This window comes from Microcoleus sp. D2_18a_D3 (assembly GCF_036702455.1).
Classification (GTDB): domain Bacteria; phylum Cyanobacteriota; class Cyanobacteriia; order Cyanobacteriales; family Microcoleaceae; genus Microcoleus.
Window position 1 is genome coordinate 1 of sequence record NZ_JAUBTK010000001.1, and the last position, 18,291, is coordinate 18,291.

21 protein-coding genes are annotated in these 18,291 nt (G+C 45.8%); 6 read left to right on the top strand and 15 right to left on the bottom strand.

Annotated elements, in window-relative coordinates:
• Nucleotides 1–83 precede the first annotated feature (83 nt).
• Nucleotides 84–644, top strand: coding sequence for a leucine-rich repeat domain-containing protein (locus QUB06_RS00005; protein WP_333433682.1), 561 nt, complete (start codon nucleotides 84–86; stop codon nucleotides 642–644).
• A gap of 48 nt (nucleotides 645–692) precedes the next feature.
• The gene (locus QUB06_RS00010; protein WP_333433683.1) at nucleotides 693–1,835 is read left to right on the top strand and encodes a leucine-rich repeat protein; all 1,143 of its coding nucleotides are present in this window, start codon (nucleotides 693–695) and stop codon (nucleotides 1,833–1,835) included.
• A gap of 69 nt (nucleotides 1,836–1,904) precedes the next feature.
• On the opposite strand, the gene QUB06_RS00015 is transcribed toward QUB06_RS00010, so the two are convergent.
• The 4 genes from QUB06_RS00015 to QUB06_RS00030 form a co-directional block, all read right to left on the bottom strand.
• Nucleotides 1,905–2,240, bottom strand: a complete 336-nt coding sequence (locus QUB06_RS00015) for a XisI protein (RefSeq protein ID WP_333109178.1) — start codon at nucleotides 2,238–2,240, stop codon at nucleotides 1,905–1,907.
• Complete coding sequence (locus QUB06_RS00020; RefSeq protein WP_333433684.1) at nucleotides 2,228–2,647, bottom strand: XisH family protein; 420 nt, start codon at nucleotides 2,645–2,647, stop codon at nucleotides 2,228–2,230. The genes QUB06_RS00015 and QUB06_RS00020 overlap by 13 nt, the downstream gene beginning before the upstream one ends.
• A 199-nt stretch (nucleotides 2,648–2,846) precedes the next feature.
• Nucleotides 2,847–3,218, bottom strand: coding sequence for a DUF2237 domain-containing protein (locus tag QUB06_RS00025; RefSeq protein WP_333041417.1), 372 nt, complete (start codon nucleotides 3,216–3,218; stop codon nucleotides 2,847–2,849).
• Between the two features lie 51 nt (nucleotides 3,219–3,269).
• Nucleotides 3,270–3,731 (bottom strand): GNAT family N-acetyltransferase, encoded by a 462-nt coding sequence (locus QUB06_RS00030; protein WP_333433685.1) that lies wholly within the window; start codon nucleotides 3,729–3,731, stop codon nucleotides 3,270–3,272.
• 235 nt (nucleotides 3,732–3,966) lie between these two features.
• On the opposite strand from QUB06_RS00030, the gene QUB06_RS00035 reads away from it, so the two are divergent.
• Complete coding sequence (locus tag QUB06_RS00035) at nucleotides 3,967–4,599, top strand: Vat family streptogramin A O-acetyltransferase (RefSeq protein ID WP_333433686.1); 633 nt, start codon at nucleotides 3,967–3,969, stop codon at nucleotides 4,597–4,599.
• The gene (locus QUB06_RS00040; RefSeq protein ID WP_333433687.1) at nucleotides 4,589–4,756 is read left to right on the top strand and encodes a hypothetical protein; all 168 of its coding nucleotides are present in this window, start codon (nucleotides 4,589–4,591) and stop codon (nucleotides 4,754–4,756) included. Before QUB06_RS00035 ends, QUB06_RS00040 begins: the two co-directional genes overlap by 11 nt.
• 193 nt (nucleotides 4,757–4,949) lie before the next feature.
• On the opposite strand, the gene QUB06_RS00045 is transcribed toward QUB06_RS00040, so the two are convergent.
• Nucleotides 4,950–6,182 carry a methionine gamma-lyase family protein gene (locus QUB06_RS00045; protein WP_333433688.1) on the bottom strand — a complete coding sequence of 411 codons (1,233 nt, stop codon included), beginning with the start codon at nucleotides 6,180–6,182 and terminating at the stop codon, nucleotides 4,950–4,952.
• A gap of 80 nt (nucleotides 6,183–6,262) precedes the next feature.
• On the opposite strand from QUB06_RS00045, the gene QUB06_RS00050 reads away from it, so the two are divergent.
• Both QUB06_RS00050 and QUB06_RS00055 read left to right on the top strand, forming a co-directional pair.
• Nucleotides 6,263–7,075: an acyl-CoA desaturase gene (locus QUB06_RS00050; protein WP_333392309.1), complete on the top strand. Its 813-nt coding sequence runs from the start codon at nucleotides 6,263–6,265 to the stop codon at nucleotides 7,073–7,075.
• Nucleotides 7,076–7,433: 358 nt separating this feature from the next.
• Complete coding sequence (locus QUB06_RS00055) at nucleotides 7,434–8,252, top strand: fatty acid desaturase (protein WP_333433689.1); 819 nt, start codon at nucleotides 7,434–7,436, stop codon at nucleotides 8,250–8,252.
• 149 nt (nucleotides 8,253–8,401) lie between these two features.
• On the opposite strand, the gene QUB06_RS00060 is transcribed toward QUB06_RS00055, so the two are convergent.
• From QUB06_RS00060 to QUB06_RS00105, 10 genes are all read right to left on the bottom strand, one after another.
• The gene (locus QUB06_RS00060; RefSeq protein ID WP_333433690.1) at nucleotides 8,402–9,247 is read right to left on the bottom strand and encodes an ABC transporter permease; all 846 of its coding nucleotides are present in this window, start codon (nucleotides 9,245–9,247) and stop codon (nucleotides 8,402–8,404) included.
• A gap of 186 nt (nucleotides 9,248–9,433) precedes the next feature.
• Nucleotides 9,434–10,345, bottom strand: a complete 912-nt coding sequence (locus QUB06_RS00065; RefSeq protein ID WP_333433691.1) for an ABC transporter permease — start codon at nucleotides 10,343–10,345, stop codon at nucleotides 9,434–9,436.
• 154 nt (nucleotides 10,346–10,499) lie between these two features.
• Nucleotides 10,500–11,630 (bottom strand): spermidine/putrescine ABC transporter substrate-binding protein, encoded by a 1,131-nt coding sequence (locus QUB06_RS00070; RefSeq protein ID WP_333433692.1) that lies wholly within the window; start codon nucleotides 11,628–11,630, stop codon nucleotides 10,500–10,502.
• A 65-nt stretch (nucleotides 11,631–11,695) separates the two neighbouring features.
• Nucleotides 11,696–11,839: a hypothetical protein gene (locus QUB06_RS00075; RefSeq protein WP_333433693.1), complete on the bottom strand. Its 144-nt coding sequence runs from the start codon at nucleotides 11,837–11,839 to the stop codon at nucleotides 11,696–11,698.
• Entirely contained in the window at nucleotides 11,840–12,970 is a 1,131-nt protein-coding gene (locus tag QUB06_RS00080; protein WP_333433694.1) for an ABC transporter ATP-binding protein, read from the bottom strand.
• A 197-nt stretch (nucleotides 12,971–13,167) separates the two neighbouring features.
• A complete protein-coding gene (locus tag QUB06_RS00085; RefSeq protein ID WP_333433695.1) occupies nucleotides 13,168–13,806 on the bottom strand; it encodes a DUF4340 domain-containing protein in 639 nt (212 codons plus the stop codon).
• Between the two features lie 217 nt (nucleotides 13,807–14,023).
• Nucleotides 14,024–16,078 (bottom strand): Gldg family protein, encoded by a 2,055-nt coding sequence (locus tag QUB06_RS00090; RefSeq protein WP_333433696.1) that lies wholly within the window; start codon nucleotides 16,076–16,078, stop codon nucleotides 14,024–14,026.
• Nucleotides 16,079–16,122: 44 nt separating this feature from the next.
• Nucleotides 16,123–17,025 carry an Rpn family recombination-promoting nuclease/putative transposase gene (locus tag QUB06_RS00095; protein ID WP_333433697.1) on the bottom strand — a complete coding sequence of 301 codons (903 nt, stop codon included), beginning with the start codon at nucleotides 17,023–17,025 and terminating at the stop codon, nucleotides 16,123–16,125.
• A gap of 170 nt (nucleotides 17,026–17,195) precedes the next feature.
• Nucleotides 17,196–17,987 carry an ABC transporter permease gene (locus tag QUB06_RS00100; protein ID WP_333433698.1) on the bottom strand — a complete coding sequence of 264 codons (792 nt, stop codon included), beginning with the start codon at nucleotides 17,985–17,987 and terminating at the stop codon, nucleotides 17,196–17,198.
• Nucleotides 17,988–18,036: 49 nt separating this feature from the next.
• Nucleotides 18,037–18,291 (bottom strand): hypothetical protein (locus QUB06_RS00105; protein ID WP_333433699.1); only part of this gene is annotated, 255 nt, incomplete at its 5' end.

The following is an 18,291-nucleotide window of genomic DNA, read 5'->3' on the forward strand; positions in this document are numbered from 1 at the left end:
TAATAATTTTAGGAATCGCGTATTAGCTTGCTTTTCTGATTAGATAAACTTATAACCATAAGTTCAGGAGAGCCCTAGAATCTTTGACTAACCTGAGATATCTCTTCCTCAGCCACAATCATCTCGGCGACATCAAACCGCTACAATCCTTGACTAACCTGGCTGTGCTCGAACTCTACGACAATAATCTTCGGGGCGACATCAAACCGCTACAATCCCTGACTAGCCTGAATTTGCTCGATGTCGGCAACAATCAAATCAGTGACATCAAACCGCTAGAATCCTTGACTAACCTGATTGCGCTCGGTCTCCAAAAAAATCAAATCAGGGACATCAAACCGCTACAATCCTTAACTAACCTGATGTCGCTCGGTCTCGGCAACAATCAAATCAGGGACATCAAACCGCTAGAATCCTTGACTAACCTGTATGATATCGAGCTGGCAAATAATCTTCTGGGCGACATCAAACCGCTAGAATCCTTGACTAACCTGACACTGCTCGACCTCGATAACAATCAAATCAGCGACATCAAACCGCTCGCATCTTTGACTAACCTGACTCAAATCAGGCTCAGGGGAAATCCGATCGCTCCCAAAACTTGCCCACTAAAGCCAGAGTCTATCTGTAAGTGGGAACCCTGAAATTAAATGCTCAAACTTTACTGTTGGGGAAATTAGAGGTACAAGATTATGACACTCATAGTTGCACACAAACACATGAAGTTACCAAAGTCGATCGCACTTACTTGTTGTGTGCTTCTAGCATTATCTGGAAATGGAGTGTCCGCGAAAGCAGCAGAAGTGCGATCGGGAAACAAAACATTTGCTCAATGGTGTCGCGAAAAAGATTCTTTGAGTCCAGAAGCTAAACATACTGTTGATATGCTGTTAAAAATAGCAGGAACTACTGAGTGCGATGAGGGCGATCGCCAACTTTCTAGTATCACAGGAATTAGCTTTACGAAGCAAGGAATCAGCGACATCACACCGCTAGCATCCTTAACTCACCTGAAGACTCTCCGGCTGATCAACTGTTCTATCAGCGACATCACACCGCTAGCATCCTTAACTAACCTGACTTTGCTCAACCTCAGCAGCAATCAGATCGTTGACATCAAACCGCTAGCATCCTTGGTTAACCTGAAAGTGCTCAACATCGGGAACAATCAGATCCGCGACATCAAACCGCTAGCATCCTTGACTAACCTGACTGAAATCGTCCTCATCGAAAATCAGATCGATGACATCACACCGCTAGCATCGTTGACTAACCTGAAAGGACTTTTCCTCCGCAGCAATCAGATTGACGACATCAAGCCACTAGCATCTTTGACTAACCTGGCTGGGATCGACCTCAGCAGCAATCAAATTAGTGACATCCAACCGCTAGCATCTTTGATGAAACTGACCATCCTCGACCTCAGCAGCAATCAGATTAGTGACATCAAATCACTAGCATCCTTGACTAACCTGGAAGGGATTAACCTCAGCTCCAATCAAATCGGTGATATCAAACCGCTAGCATCCTTGACTAACCTGGAAGGGCTATCACTTAACAAGAATGAGATCGCTGACCTTAAACCGCTAGAATTATTGACTAAACTAGAGACTCTCTGGCTCAACAACAATCAAATCGTTGATATCAAACCGCTAGCATCCTTGACTAAGCTGACTTTACTCTCACTCGAAAACAATCAAATCGGCGACATCAAACCGCTAGCATCTTTCACTAAACTGACAGAACTCTACCTCAGCGGAAATGCGATCGCTCCCAAAACTTGCCCTCTCAAACCAGAGTCTATCTGTCAGTGGGAACCACAAACTCAACCATAAAAATTTAGTAGAAATACACCCGATCGCACTTAAATATTTCAGTCGCGATTGAAGCCGCATTTTGTATTACTATGCAACTCCAAAGCCTGTATGTTCGCGTGCATAAGTTGGCTGAAGTCCTAGCACAATATCCTCTTTGGGTACTCCCATTTCTACCAATTCATCAGCAATCTGCCTGTCAGTTTGATTTCGCTGAATCCAGATTTTGCCATTTTTAATATCCAAATGAAACACACAGTTATACACGCGGCGGTGTCCGTCCCATCCTAAATCGACGGCTAGGTAGCGATCTTTTTCTTTATCAAAAATTGTTTCTACCTCAATTTCTCCGTTAATTGGTGCTATCTTGCTGTCTTCAATTAGGAGTTTTTGAATGCACTGACGGTAATGCTCTAGTCGATCCATTTGACTATTGCCTCCTGAACAGGGTTATACACAATAAGCTTGACTTGGTGTTGTCTAACCGACGCTTGAGGTAATTCCCGACTGAAAAAAGATTCGTAAGTTGCGATGGGAACTGCTAAATATAAAGTGCGATCGGGTTCGAGCTTTTCTAAGACTAAACGGTAATTTAAAAATTGTCCCAACGCGGTATGAAAATCAGAGAGAGCTGAAGCGCTTAAAAAGCTCTTTACTTCTACTGCAATTTTTTTTCCTGATTTTTCCGCCGCGAGGAGTCGTTCAGCTCCCAAATCGATTTCGACTCTCTCATTCTCGGCAAATTCTAGCCTGAGAGGATCGTGAGTAACCACCCACTCAGATTTTTCAAGACCTCGCTTCACAGCATTATGAAATAGATCCTTAGCTGACACTGGTTATACCTCACCTCTAAACCTATCTTAACTGATTGGAGTAAACTTGTAGGGTGGGTCAGTGAAAAACGCCTGAAGTATTGAAAAAATAACGCCAACTGACGCACCCTACAGTTTGTATAAGAGCGCGATCGCCCGTTAGCGTTAGCGAAGTGATCCGAAGGAAAGCCCTCGAAGAGGATCGCACACCAACATCCTCCTACAAATCAGCAGCGTGCTGCTTCAATTCATCCAAAGAAACGTATTCCAAAGTCAAGGCGTGAGTCGCAGCCAAAACCACAGGCGGCGCAACTCCCGCATCCATTGCTTCCTTCCAGCGAGAAGCGCACAAACACCAGCAATCCCCAGGCTTCAAACCGGGAAAGTTAAATTCGGGAACCGGAGTGCTCAAATCATTTCCATTCGACTTAGTGAATTGCAAAAACTCTTCCGTAAGTTGAGCACAAACAGTGTGAGCCCCAAAGTCGCCACCACCTGTATTGCATTTGCCGTCTCGATAATAGCCCGTCATTGGCGAAGTGCAGCAAGTCTCTAACTTTCCGCCCAGCACATTTGTAGCTTCCGTCACCATCGCAACTCCTGAGTAAAACTCTAATCGATCTAATTTTACACAAATCGTTGTTTATATATTTTTTTCCATGAGAAAGTTGATGAATTGTTGTCCTCGCCGTTCTACTTCTTGTTTTCTAATCACCATAAATCCGTGGCTTTCAAAAAAAGGTCGAGCTGTAATGCTGGCTTCGGTAAATAACTTGTTAATTCCTAAGTCTTTGGCTTTTGACTCAATTTGTTTTAAAATTAGCCTGCCAACTCCTTGTCTTTGAAAATCTTGATGACAGTAAAAGCGATCGATATGGCCGCTTGCTTCTAATTCCCCAAAGCCTGCAATTTTCTCACCCTCTTCTGCTACGAAAGTAAATTTACTGCTTAAGCTTTTAGTCCAACTTTCGATATCCATATCTGCTGGCGCCCAAGCATCTACTTGTGCTTGTGTGTAATCGCGGATGTTTACTTCGTGTATGGTGTCGTAAAACAGTTGTACAATTTGTTGGGTATCACCGATTTCGTAGGTTCGTACTCTCATAAATTATCTCACTGCGATCGCTTATTTGATATTAATTGGGGATTTTAAGCGCTTCCCAACGCGGATGGATGTTGGCTTTTACCATTTTGTCTCATTTCTTGCAGGGCGATCGCCCCAAAAATTCTTCCCTACCCCTTGACAAACTCTCTTACTCTATGTTAATGAAACAAAAGCAAACCTAACTCGAATTAACACTACATTAATCCAGCAGCTTAACAAATAAGGATTGAAACTTATGACAGAAATTGGGCCCGATCCAAACCGACCTTATCCGATGGCCGATCAGCGGCGCGTATGCTTCATCAAAAACTTTATTAAATCCCCCAACATTATCGTCGGCGATTACTCATATTACGACGATCCAATAGATCCAGAAAACTTTGAAAAAAATGTACTTTATAACTACGGAAACGACAGATTAATAATTGGCAAATTTTGTGCGATCGCCACCAAAGTCAAATTCATAATGAACGGTGCAAATCACAAACTAGACGGCATTTCAACTTATCCTTTTCCGGTTTTTGGGAATGGTTGGGAAACAGCCATTAATTTAGTAATGGAACTGCCAAGTAAAGGCGATACCGTCATTGGCAATGATGTTTGGATCGGCTATGAATCCCTGATTATGCCCGGAGTCAAAATCGGCGACGGTGCCGTCATAGCCGCCAAATCCGTTGTAGTAAAAGACATTCCCCCTTACACCATTGTCGGTGGAAACCCCGCCCATCCAATCAAACAGCGTTTTAGCGATGGTGAAGTTGCACAACTATTAGAAATTCGGTGGTGGGATTGGGAAATAGACAAGATTTCGCGCAATGTCAGCATAATTATGCAAGGCGATATTCAAGCACTCAAAAATGCTGAGTAAACTCGCAAATACAGCGATATTAATTTTAACTTTAATGCTGTGTACCGGTGCCGGCGCGATCGAAGGCGAACCCACTCCCAGCAGCCGACCCCGGATACATCTTCTAATCTGCGTTTATCAGCGTCAATCTGCCTGCATCTGCGGTCAATCGATTTGAGATTTTAGATTTGAGATTTTAGAGGCGACCCCACGGATAAATGCTCTTTCTTGAGGATTTTCGATTTTCGATTTTCGATTGATTCCACGGATAAATCACGTGGCGGGTACCACCTTTGAAATTCGTGGTCAAAAAATCCCAAAAAATCACCATGCAAATCCAGGGTTCCCCCATACCGCACCGCCCCTACAACTTACTTAGCTGGGCCCACAGCCTCGATCGCATCCTCAAGAGCGATCGATACATGAGTCCAATGAGTCCCCCCCTGACAAAAAGCCACGTAAGGCTCCCGCAGAGGCCCGTCAGCCGAAAATTCCGACGTACTCCCATCAATAAAAGTACCCCCAGCCATCACCAACTGACTTTCATACCCGTGCATCGGAGCCGGCACCGGATCTAAATAGGAACCCACCGGGGAATTTTGCTGAACAGCCCGACAAAAAGCAATTAACTTATCAGCAGAACCGAATTCGATCGCCTGAATCACATCTCGTCTTCTCGCCAAAGGCATAGGATTCACTCGATAACCCAACTTATAAAAAACATAAGCCGTCAAATGATTGCCCTTCATCGCCTCCCCCACACAACCGGGAGCCATAAACAAACCCTGAAACAGCAACCGATTCAAATCAAAAGTTGCGCCGCCGCTGCTGCCAATTCCTGGCGCCGTCAAGCGACAAGTTGCCGCCTCCACCAAATCAGCCCTGCCGGCGACGTAACCGCCTGCAGGGACGATCGTACCCCCCGGATTTTTGATTAAAGAACCAGCCATCAGATCCGCACCCACAGCAGTAGGTTCGCAATCATCCACAAACTCCCCGTAACAATTATCAACAAAGCAAATTGTGTTAGGATTCTGATGTTTGACTATGGCGACGATTTTTTCAATCTCAGAAATAGACAAACTCGACCGCCAAGAATAGCCGCAAGAGCGCTGGATAAAAACCAGGCGAGTCTTTGCTGAAATAGTAGAGCTCAATGCCTGCCAATCCAAACTTCCTTCGCGAGTTAGAGGCAACTGACGGTAACTAATGCCAAACTCAAGCAGTGAACCTTGACCTTGCCCCCGCAAGCCGATCACTTCTTCTAAAGTATCGTAGGGAGAACCAGCCACTGCCAACATTTCGTCACCAGGACGCAGGATGCCAAAAAGAGCACAGGCGATCGCGTGAGTACCCGAAACAAACTGTACCCGGACAGCCGCAGCCTGGGCCCCTACCACTTCGGCAAACACCCCGTCCAAAGTCTCCCGACCCAAATCATCGTGGCCGTAACCCGTAACCCCTGCAAAATGGTGGACTCCAACCCGGTGGCTGCGAAAAGCTTTTAAGACTCGTTGAAGATTTTGCTTGACTGTAGTGTCAATACCAGAAAAAATCTGAAAGAGTGCCTGTTCTGCTTCCTGTAGCCGTGAAACGCTATTCATCTATACCTCGCTCACCCTTTGCGTGCGCGCTGTTCATTATGGCGTAGATGCGGCCCCTAGTTTGTAAACATAATATATTCATGACGATTGCAACTTCCAAAAAAACTTCTCCTGATTGGCCTGTCATAGGCTTTATGGCCTTTCTGCACATCGGTGCTTTATTTGCTTTGCTGCCGGGTAATTTTAGCTGGTCTGCGGTCGGGCTAGCAGTCTTCCTGCATTGGGTAACAGGTGGTTTAGGAATTACTCTCGGATATCACCGCCTCGTCACCCACCGCAGTTTTCAAACACCGAAATGGCTAGAGTATTTTCTAGTTATTTGCGGTACCCTTTCCTGTGAAGGTGGCCCGATCGACTGGGTAGGAATGCACCGGTTACACCACATACATTCCGACACCGAAACAGATCCCCACGATTCCAATCAAGGCTTCTGGTGGAGCCACATGGGCTGGATGCTCTCGGATCTCCCGATCAGAGTGGAAATCCCCCGCTTTACTAAAGACATCGGCGACGACCCAGTATACAAGTTTCTCCAAGCATATTTTATCCCCATCCAAGTTGTCTTCGGTGTGTTGCTTTATTTATTAGGCGGCTGGTCTTTCGTGGTTTGGGGCGTGTTTCTGCGGATCGTGGTGGTGTTCCACTGCACTTGGCTGGTTAACAGCGCTACCCACAAATTCGGCTACCGCACCTACGAGTCGGGCGATCGATCGACCAACTGCTGGTGGGTTGCCCTGCTTACCTACGGCGAAGGCTGGCACAACAACCACCACGCTTTTCAATACTCAGCTCGCCACGGTCTTCAATGGTGGGAAATCGACTTCACCTGGATGACAATTCAACTGCTGCAATCGCTGGGTTTGGCAACCAAAGTGAAATTAGCAGAAAAATAGCGATCGGCAATTAGTCATTGGTTGTAGGTCATCAGTTCTGGACTAATGGCTGGTGACCAATGCCTAATCGTGTTTTTGCGATCGGTATAGGTTGGGTGGAACACAGATCGAATCCCCTGGTGCGATCGACCCAACCAAAACCAGAATCAGTTATAATATAATTGGGAAGAAAAAATTTTGTTTGGCAGCCAAATTTTTTATTTTCAAAATACAACCGTAAATCTTTTTCAATCCTAATCCCAAATCTATCATTGATTCTTTATTAGTTTGGGCAAGTGTGCAGCAAAAAAGTTCACTGCTCAATCCAAACTATTATGCGTGAATCCCGGTCGGCATCTCATCAGAAATCAAAAAAAGAATGACAATAGCAACGCAAGAAAAACTCCAATACAATTGGAAGCACGTTATTAGTTTAGCAGGACTTCATATCGGCGCTTTGTTCGCCCTGTTACCCAGTAACTTCAATTGGACAGCAGTTGGTTTAACAGTATTTATGCACTGGATAACCGGCGGTTTGGGAATAACTCTCGGATGGCATCGTATGCTCACCCACCGCAGTTTTCAGACACCCAAATTCGTAGAATACTTTCTAGCATTTTGCGGAGCCCTTGCCTGTCAAGGAGGAATAATTGATTGGGTTGGGCTCCACCGATTGCACCACACCAACTCTGACCAAAATGCGCTCGACCCTCACAATGCCCAAAAGGGTTTTTGGTGGAGTCATATCGGCTGGATGCTATATAAAGGGCCAGCTCACGCTGAAATTTCCCGCTGCACAAAAGACATTTCGAGCGATCCATTTTACCAATTTTTGCAAAACTACTTTCTCCCGATGCAAATAGTCTTTGGCCTCTTGCTTTACTTAGCAGCAGGCTGGCCGTTTGTAGTGTGGGTAATTTTTGTACGCTTAGTTTTGGTGTATCACTGCACCTGGTTTGTTAACAGCGCCACTCACAAATTTGGCTATCGCACTTACGAAACCGAAGATAGTTCTACTAACTGTTGGTGGGTGGCTGTTCTGACTTACGGTGAAGGCTGGCACAACAACCACCATGCTTATCAATACTCTGCGCGTCACGGGATGGAATGGTGGGAAATTGACTTCACTTGGATGACAATTCAAGTTTTGGAAGCACTAGGTTTGGCTACTAAGGTGAAATTACCAGCAGCAAAATAGCAGCAATTCAGTCCTTGACGCAGAACCTCTATAGGGTTTGTACTTCGCACCTTACCGCTTCAAAAACCCGGTTTCTTTAAGAAACCGGGTTTTTTGATGACTAATAACCAATCACTAATGACTAATGACTAATGACTAATGACTAATGACTAATGAGTCCGTTTTTGCTCGCCCCGGCCGCGCAAATATTCCGCTAAAAACGCCAATCCTCCCGAACCTACTATCAACAGCACGCTCAAAGCATTAATATCAGGTTTTACCCCAGTCCGAATCCGGCTAAAAATTTCCATCGGCAGAGTTGTAGTCCCGCTACCTGCGGTAAAACTCGCAATTAAAAAATCGTCCATGCTGAGGACAAAAGACAGCAGACAACCCGAAACAATTCCGGGTATTAATTGAGGGAGCAAAACCTGAATAAAAGCTTCCACAGGCGTTGCACCCAAATCCAAGGCAGCCTCTTCTAAATACGGGTTTAAATCGGCCAATCTAGTAGAAACAGCTAGGGCGATGTAAGCCAGACAAAACACAATGTGAGCGGCAACAATTGTCCACAAACTCAGAGGAATAGCCAGCGCAGCTAAAAATACCAGAGTAGCAACCGCAGTCGCAATATCTGGAATAATAATCGGCAAGTAGGAGACTCCCTGATATAAACTCTTGCCTGGAAAGCGGTAGCGGGCTAAACCAACTGCCATCAAAGTGCCGAGTACAGCCGAGATTGCAACTGCACAAACAGCCACTGTTAAACTGTTTCTCAGGGCAACTAAAATCCGCGTATCACTAAATAATTTAACGTACCAATCTAAAGTAAATCCTTCCCAGCCGGCGCTAAAACGCGATTTGTTAAAGCTGTAAAAGGTGAGTACCAGGATAGGCAGGTACATATAAAAAAACATCACAACGGCAAATATCACCTGCCAAGAAACCTTAAATTTAGGTTTTAAGTACATATCGGGTTGTATTTCCTCCTGTGGATTGTCGGCGGTTTTTTCCATTTCTCGGTAATCGTAATTGGTTTGGTAATCGGGGAATTTAGGAATAGATTGTTTTCAGTTTGCCGTTGTTATTTGTTATTGTTTATTGGCCAAACATATCAATAACCATTAACTAGCAACTACCAATCAATAACTGATAACTGTCAACTGTCAACTGTCAACTGTCAACTGTCAACTGTCAACTGACTAAACTGCATTACGATCGCCATATTTGAGCAAGAGGGCAATTCCGATACTCACTGCGAAGATTAATACCATACTCAGAGCCGAACCCAGCCCCCAATTTTGAGTCGCCCCCAAAAATTGATTGTAAATCAAACGAGCCGCCGTCATACTCGAAGCTCCACCGAGTAACTCTGGATCGACAAAATCGCCCAAACTGCTAATAAATACTAGCAAAGAACCCGCAGCAATTCCCGGCATGGTCTGAGGTACTGTCACTTTCCAGAAAGTTTCCACTGGATTCGCACCCAAATCCTGAGATGCTTCTAGCAACCTGCGGTCTAACTTTTCCAAAGAAGCGTATAGAATTGTCACGATATAAGGCAAATAACTGTAAGCCATGCCGATTAAAACTGCGGAACTTTGATTAAGCAATTCTAGAGGAGGAATGCCTACAAGTGCCAGCACCGAGTTGAGAACCCCCGTAGGACGCAGAATTGTAATCCAAGCATACGATCGCAACAGCGAAGAAGTCCACAGCGGCAACACAAACCCTAACAAAGTTAAATTCCGCCACTTTTTCGAGACATTGAGGGCGATCCAGTAAGCGACGGGAAATCCCAGCAGCAAACACAGAATAGTAGTCCCCGTTGCGAAAAAGAGCGATCGACCCATCACCTGCAAATTCAGCGGCTCAAACACTCGCAGGTAATTGCCGATTCCCGAAGGATTCACCAAATCTCCTGGCTTAATATTCGGCACCAAACTAAGCTGAAAAATCACCAAAGTTGGTATGACTAATAATAAAAGCAGCAACAAGCCAGAAGGGCCGAGCAATGTTAGTGGCCCCGCCCAAGCAGACCACGGGGAAACCGTTTCAGCCTTCAATGGAGAATTGGGAGGAATAGGAGGGGGAGTTCTAGTTGAAACAGCCATAGATCAATTTTTTTGAGTTTTTAACCGCTGATGAACGCGGATTAACGCGGATATAATACGGATAGAGTGGGCGATCGGCTGTGCGGGGGCGAGCTTGTGTAAATATTGGGTTATAATTAGAGATTGCCTGTAGAACCCGCCCTCGGTTTGATGATTAGCCGCTGGTTAATTGAGTCCAATAGCGATCGTACACGTCTATAAATTTTCCTACCGGAGCAACACCTTCGCAATTTTTCAAAGTAGCCTCAGAAGGGAAAAGAATTTCATTTTCGCGGACTTCCGGCGTCAGCAAACTAAAAGCATCTTCCGAAGGAGTTGAGAAACTGAGCCGTTCTACTAAAGAAGCAGCGACATCGGCTTGCAGCATAAAGTTAATCCATTTATAAGCTGCTTCTGGATTGGGAGCACCTTTAGGAATTACTAAAGTGTCAGTCCACAGAGAAGAACCGCTTTTTGGCACAACATAGCGCAATTTGTCATTATCTGGAATTACCTCATTAGCATCAGAAGAATAACACATAGCTACCTTCAAATCCCCCGTCAGCATTTGCGGCCGCCAAGCATCAGTGGTAAAAGATGCGATCGCCGGTTTGAGTTCCACCAACTTTTCGTAAGCTTGTTTCACTTGCTCTTGGTTCGTAGAATTCAGAGAATAGCCCAACATCCGCAGCGCAGCACCCATCACTTCTCGAACATCATTTGCCAGCGTCATTCGCTTTGCTAGCTCCTGTTTATGCTGCCACAAATAGTCCCAATCTTCTGGCTCTTCTTTGAGTTGTTCGCTGTTGTAAATTAAGCCTGTGGTTCCCCAACTCAAAGGCACGCTGTAGCGGTTTCCTGGGTCATAAACAGGGTTTTGGAACTGTTTTTTGAGCCGATCGAGTCCGCCCAAAATCGAGTGGTCTAATGGACTCAACAGCCCCAGTTCCGTCATCTGAATCACCATGTAGTCAGACGGGTAAATGATGCTGTAGGCCCGGCCACCGCCAGCTTGAACTCTAGCCAGCATCGCCTCATTGGAGTCAAATACATCTGCAACCACGCGAATGCCAGTTTTTTCGGCAAAGCGATCGAGCAAAGCGTTATCGGTATAGCCTGCCCAAGTATAGATGAAAAGTTGGTCGGCATTACCTTTGACGGGAGGGGCAGATTGTACGTCTGCAAGTCGCCAGCCACAACTCGAAAGAGCTAACCCGGACATTGTAGCCGCCGAATTTTTTAGGAACTGACGGCGTGTAGAATTAGCCGGAAAAATCCTGGAAATTGGTAAGTTAGTCGGAGGCACAGTTAGATTTTAGATTTTAGATTTTAGATTTTAGATTGGGGAATTGGGGATTGGGAAATTCGATTTTAGATTTGGGAATTTGTAATCAGGAATAATTGGAAATGGGGAAATTCTCCCATTTTCCCCCTCTTCCTTCTTCCTTCTTCCTTCTTCTTGATATCCGTTACATCCGTTACAGAATCCGTTGCCGAACTTCCTTCGTTTCCCAATTATGCTCGCTCGGTCAAAGCGAGACAATCAGTAGTTCCCCAATAAGCGTAAATCGGCGTGTGCGGGTCTGGGAAAGAACCGCCGGTATTTGGCTGGCGCACTGTAATTTTATCGCCCGATGACAACTCAACCACGTAATGAACGTGCGTGCCCATGTACATAGTATTTTTGAGCCGCCCTTCAAAACAGTTGACCGACACTTCCGGCTGGTAGAGATTCAAATATACTTTTTCCGGCCGAACGCTGACCACAACAGAGTCGCCTGTGACACCACTCCACATATCCGACTGCTGAACGATGATTTCCAGATTGGCTGATGTGCGAACTGTGATAGTCGATCGGTCGATCGATTCTACCGTACCCGCAAACAAATTCGTATCGCCAATAAAATCAGCCACAAAAGCCGTCTGCGGGCACTCATAAATTTCTTCAGGAGAGCCAATTTGCTCAATCCTGCCCTCGTGCATCACCGCAATCCGGTCAGACAGACTCATCGCCTCTTCTTGGTCGTGAGTCACCATCACAAAAGTCAAACCCAATTCTTGATGCAAATTCGACAGTTCCAACTGCATCTGCTTCCGCAACTTCAAATCCAGAGCACCCAGGGGTTCGTCCAACAGCAGAACAGCCGGTCGATTTACCAGAGCTCTCGCCAAAGCCACCCGCTGCTGCTGGCCGCCCGACATTTGACCGGGAAACCTGTTGGCGAAAGATTCCATTTTCACCAATTGCAAAACTTCCCGTACCCGTTCTTCAATTTCTGCTTTCCCCAGCTTTTTGATCCGCAATCCAAAAGCGATATTGTCCCAGACATTCATGTGTCCGAACAAAGCATAGCTTTGAAACACAGTATTTACCGGACGCCGGTAAGCTGGAGTGTTGGTCATCGACTGACCCCGAATCATCAATTCGCCCGCCGAGGGAGTCTCGAACCCAGCGATTAAGCGCAGCGTCGTAGTCTTGCCGCAGCCACTCGGCCCGAGGATGCTAAAAAATTCTCCTTGGCGGATGTTGAGGTCAACTCCGCGGACTGCGGTTTCGCCGTTAAATACCTTAAAGACCTTGCGGAGTTCAACGTCAAGCGCTGTATCCGTTGCTGTCGTACCTTGGTTGAGTGCTGTCTGAAACATATTCGCCCTTTCCTGGGGGTAATGCACGCCACTTAAATACAGTTTAAGTTTAGACTTTTCTGTATTTTAGGTGAGGAATGTTGGATGTAACAGGTTTTGGGATTTGCTCTTTAAATTCTATCCCAGAGCGCACCATTGTCAGCCTGTTCATAAAAGGCTTATTGAGAATGGTGCAACATCTCAGATCGATCGGCCATCTATTGATTCTCAGGACTTGGCGTGGGAGAGGGTTTTTGCGGTTTCTCTGTTTTGGGTGCTTCTGCTTTTTTCCACTCTGACAAAGGTCGCTGAGTGGCATTTTTAAAGTCAAAAGGCACTAGCAGCACGGGCAAATTTTGGGCGGAATTTTGAGGGGGCGCTTCCGGCGGATTGGCTTGAGCGTACAAGAAGCGGCCGCTAAAGTCTGTTTTGCCTAAAACTAGGCGGTGAGTTTCCTGGTTGTCCAGTTTTACTGTGACTGTAGCTTGGGGTTGGTCGAGACCGAATTCTGGCAGTTGAGCTGCAGTAATATTAATCGTGCGATCGCTCTTTCCTGTTGCCAGCCTGTCTAGCAAAAAATCCACCGATGCCTGACTTGCGTGTGCTTGCACTGGCAATTTCATTTCCCAGCTAGACTTGCCTCCTTTTGTTGCATAAACTCGCTCAAAAGTCAATATTTTTTCGGGAGTTTTGACTGTAAAGAATTGTACGCGATCGGACTTAAAAGCAAAAATTTTCTGTTTTTCTTCCTTAGCGGCTTCCTCTTTCGGAGATACTTGCATCTCGAACAAAGCAACCAACCCCGTCATGCTCAGCGCGACGGCTATCAATACTAATGTATTTTTCTGCAACTTCATAATAACTGAGAATTGGGCATTGGGCATTGGGCATTGGGAATTGGGCATTGGGAATTGGGCATTGGGAATTGGGCATTGGGAATTGGGGAGTTTGTTATTAATAACAACTGACAACAGTCAACTGTCAACTGACAACTGTCAACTGACAACTGACAACTGACAACTGTCAACTGACAACTGACAACTGTCAACTGACAACAGTCAACAGTCAACTAACTTATCTTCTCTTCCACCAAATAGCGCCGCCAATTCCCAGTCCGAGTAAAGGCCACATTAGCCAAGCTAAAACCAGCAATCCTACTTGGATGGCCGTCATGTTAATACGGCGGTTGGTAGCTTTTTTCGGACTGATAGAAAAGCTTTGCTGGTCTGGTTTACTCAACCAACTGACTGAATTCAGAAACACGTCGCTATTGAGTTGTTGGTCAAACCAACCGTTAGTCACAAATTGAGATGTGCCAATTACTACCATTCGCGATGTTTTTCTAGGAGTTGAAGGCGCAGAAGGAGTTGCCGTTGGGCTGGGAGATGCTGTGGGAGAGGTTGTGGGTGTTGGCGAACTTTCTGGAGATGCTGTGGGAGATGCTGTGGGAGATGCTGTGGGTGTTGGCGAAGTCGTGGGTAATGCTGGAGGCGTAGCTTCTTGCGAGACAATCACCGAATAGCTAATTGGGGAAGCTGTTGGTGAAGTTGTCGGCGACGGTGAAGTTGTCGGCGATGGCGAACTTGTCGGCGATGGTGAAGTTGTTGGCGATGGCGAAGTTGTCGGCGATGGCGAAGTTGTCGGTGAGGGTGAAGTTGTCGGCGATGGTGAAGTTGTCGGTGATGGGGAAGTTGTCGGCGATGGTGAATCTATCGGCGATGGGGAAGTTGTCGGCGATGGTGAATCTATCGGCGATGGTGAATCTATCGGCGAGGGCGAAGTTGTTGGTGATGCTTGGGGTGAAGGCGAGGGCGAAGTGGGTGTGGGTGAAGGTGAGGGCTTTAAGGGAGTGCTGTCACTGGACGATCGAACTAAAGCTACACCTAATAATAGCGGGCCTTGTCGATCGGTCTTTTGATCGAACTCCAATTTCCTCGTCGTCAAATCACTTTCCGCCCAACTTTCCTGACTCGTCCAAATCAGCGGTTTTTCCTCTATCCCTTCTACTGGCGAGGTTTCCAAAGCACGCGCAAATGGATAAAATGAAATACCGTTGCCAAAACTTTGAGTAATCGGATGTTCGCCGTAGCGCCTGACTGTGGGAACTGTGGGGCCGAGGCCAAATCTTTGACCAGTGCCCGAAGCATCAATGGCCAAACGGGCGTCTAGTTTTACGCCCCATTCTTGCAGAAATTTGTCCAATCCCGTATCAATTGCCGGGTCTACCATTAACAATAAACTGCCGCCGCGATCGAGATAAGCTCTTAGTGCTTTAATTTCTGTATCGGAAAACGGTTTGTCCTGCCCCGGAATGATTAAAGCATCTGCATCTTCTGGAACTTCTTTGCGTTCGGTCAAATTCAGCGTTTGGGCGTTGTAGTATTTATCTTTCAAAGCTTTTTCAGCTTGCTGAATTCCGCCTTGACCTTCCTTTATCGGGCGGGCTCCTTTGCCTTGCAAAAAGTAAACTGTAGCAACGCGAGTGCTCAGGATTTCTTCTAAGCCATTGGTAAGTTTTATCTCTGAAAGCCCTTGATTCGGGTCGCTACCAAAAGCAGTGCCGCCTTTTTGCAGTACCTGTTTTTTGTCACCGGATTGCAGGTAAACTTCTCCGATGCTAGTAATACTAAATTCCCGCGCTTTTCCCGGTTGGGTCTGCGGGTCAACAAACTCGAATTGGAACTTTTCGCCTCCCTCGCGTTTGTAGCTTTGCAGCAATTCTTTAATTTGGGGGTTTTGGATGGGGTCAAATACCCAAACTTTGACTGTTTGTTGCAGGTTTCGCAGTATTTGTTGAGTCTGCGGGGCGAGGGTAAATTGTTGGCTTTCGGTTAAGTCGATGCGGACGGGATAGCGAACGGCTATGAAGTTAATTACTCCGAGAATCACAAAGACGGCCAGGGTAGCAATCAGGGCGTTGGTGCTGGCTTGAGTGGAACGCCGCCCCCAAAAGCTTTGTTCGTAACTCAAATATAGCAGCCAAAGTGCGATCGTCACTGCTCCGGCAATAACTAAACCGACTGTCAGGGGGTCCCATACTCCAGATACAAGTGCTGCTGTTACCCCCGCTGCGATGAGGAGGGGGCCCAGCAAAAAAACGTATTTCCAATTTGTTTTGCTAATTTTCATAAGGTAAATATTGAGGGAAAAATTTCCGGATCGAGGATGTTATTCTATATCGCATTAGCCTGCAACCATGCTGTTAAATCTGACGGCTTGTTGAAATCTATCACGGCATCTCCTAGTTCTTCTAATTGCTCTACGCCTAATTGACGGATGCTGTTTTCAGTTTCTGGTTGTATTGTGCCTAAGCGCTTCACTAGCTGACGCAATATTAACGATAGTTGAGCGGCTTTTGTCACCTGTTCTCTTGCTACATCTATGGCAATCTGCTGGTCTTGAATCCACAGTTCTTGCTTCTGCAATTCATGTAATTCTTCCTGAGTGAAGTTTTCCTCGCTGGCAATTATAAAAGCTTTCTGAATTTCGGGAATTGCACTGAGTGTTTCTGGTACTGTCTCCAGATTTCTGGTATTTTCGAGAAAGTAAATCCATTGATCTGCAGTGGTTTCTAATTCTGCTAATTCCTTGCTAAATTTTGGCAGTTCGATAAATACTAATTCTATTTCAGTATCTGGACACTCAAACTGTTGCTCTTTTTCTTGGAAAACGAACCGCGACATAAATTCCGGCTGATTTTCAAACATTTCAAAGTCGGCAATTTTTAAGGAAATTACTGTTTTTAGTCTTTCGTAGCGTTCTTTTCCTGTTAATTGCTGGCTGTAGCTTTTGGCAGCGTTGTACAAAACTCTGTTCCCAAAGGAAGGCACGTTGATCAGTTGAATTTCAACTAGGGCGATTCTGCCGCCGTTAATTGTGGCCTTGACATCTAGGTGTGTGTCTTGGGTTGCGAGAGTTTGAGGTTCTGGTTGGGACTCGATTATTTCTAAGTCTTCGATGACGGGCTGTGCTTCATAAAGGATGGCGTTTAAAAAATTAATCAGGATGTCTTTGCTGTCGCTGGAACCGAAGATTTTTTTGAACGCAAAGTCGATTTTGGGATTAATAAATCTCATTATTTCAAGTAATTAGTGGAATAACTAACATTAATTGGGAAGTGGGAATTGGGAATTGGGAATTGGGAATTGGGAATTGGGAATTGGGAATTGGGAATGGGTGGCCTCTCCTTTAATCTCCCACTCTCCGACTCTCCCCTCTTTATTCCCGGAGTCCTTCCCGGATTTTTTTAAGAACGCTGATATCGCAAGGCATCGATGGATTGGGCGGTCAGAAATACTCCTAAAATGATGTAACTGGCAAACATAATTAAACTGCTGGTATCGAAAACTCCCTTGACAAGATTAGTGTAATTTGTTAGGAGCGACAAATGTCCTAATGCTGTTCCGAAGGCGCCACCGATAGCGACGGCGGCTGCATCGATCACCCAGAGAAATAATACTAGAGTGAAGGTGAGGATGGCGGATAAAATTGTGCTGTCGGTGAGGGAGGAAATAAACATTCCGAGGGACAATACTCCTGCTGCTAGTAAGATTAAGCCGCCGTGTCCTAGCAGAAGAACTCCGGGGGGTACGGGTGGGGTTGAGGAACTGAGGACGATCGCCTCGCAGAACAGCAGGGGCAGCAACATTGTGGTATAAAATGTTAAAACTCCCAGGAGTTTGCCGGTAGCAACTGCCCAGTTTGTTAAGGGCGATGTGGCTAATAGTTCTAAGGTGCCGCGTTTGCGTTCTTCTGCGTAAAGTCCCATTGAGAGTGCGGGTAGTACGAACAACGAAAGGGAACCCATTATTCGCAGGAAGAGTTGCAGGAATTCGTAGGCTACGTCGATGGGAGGTTCGGTAATTCCCATTTGGTCTCGCTGGCCGATTTGGGGAATTAACCCGTCGGGGGCGAGGAGGATAGCTATTAAAAAGTAACCGGTGATTAGCCAAAAGACTGCTGCGATGGCATAGGCTAATGGCGAGGCAAAATAGCTTTGTAGTTCTTTGCGGTAAATTGCGATAATATTACTAATCATTACTAACCTTTAGGAATTGGGAAGGGGTAATTGGTCATTGGTAATTGGTTTATTCTGAGTTGCCTGCAGGTGGTGTTTCGCTGTCGTTGCTATCCTTTTGTTTCCTTTCTATTTGCCGCTTTTTGGTAATAGGCGACTGTTCGATCCGAGAATCGCTACTCGGTTGTGGCTTTTTTTTAAGTGGCCGTTTTTTTACAACTGGTTCGGATTCTGGTTGAGAAGGCTCGATCGACTTTGGCGCATCTAAAATCGGTTCTGGTTCGGGTTGAGAAGGTTGGCTCGACTTTGGTGTTTCTGAAACTTC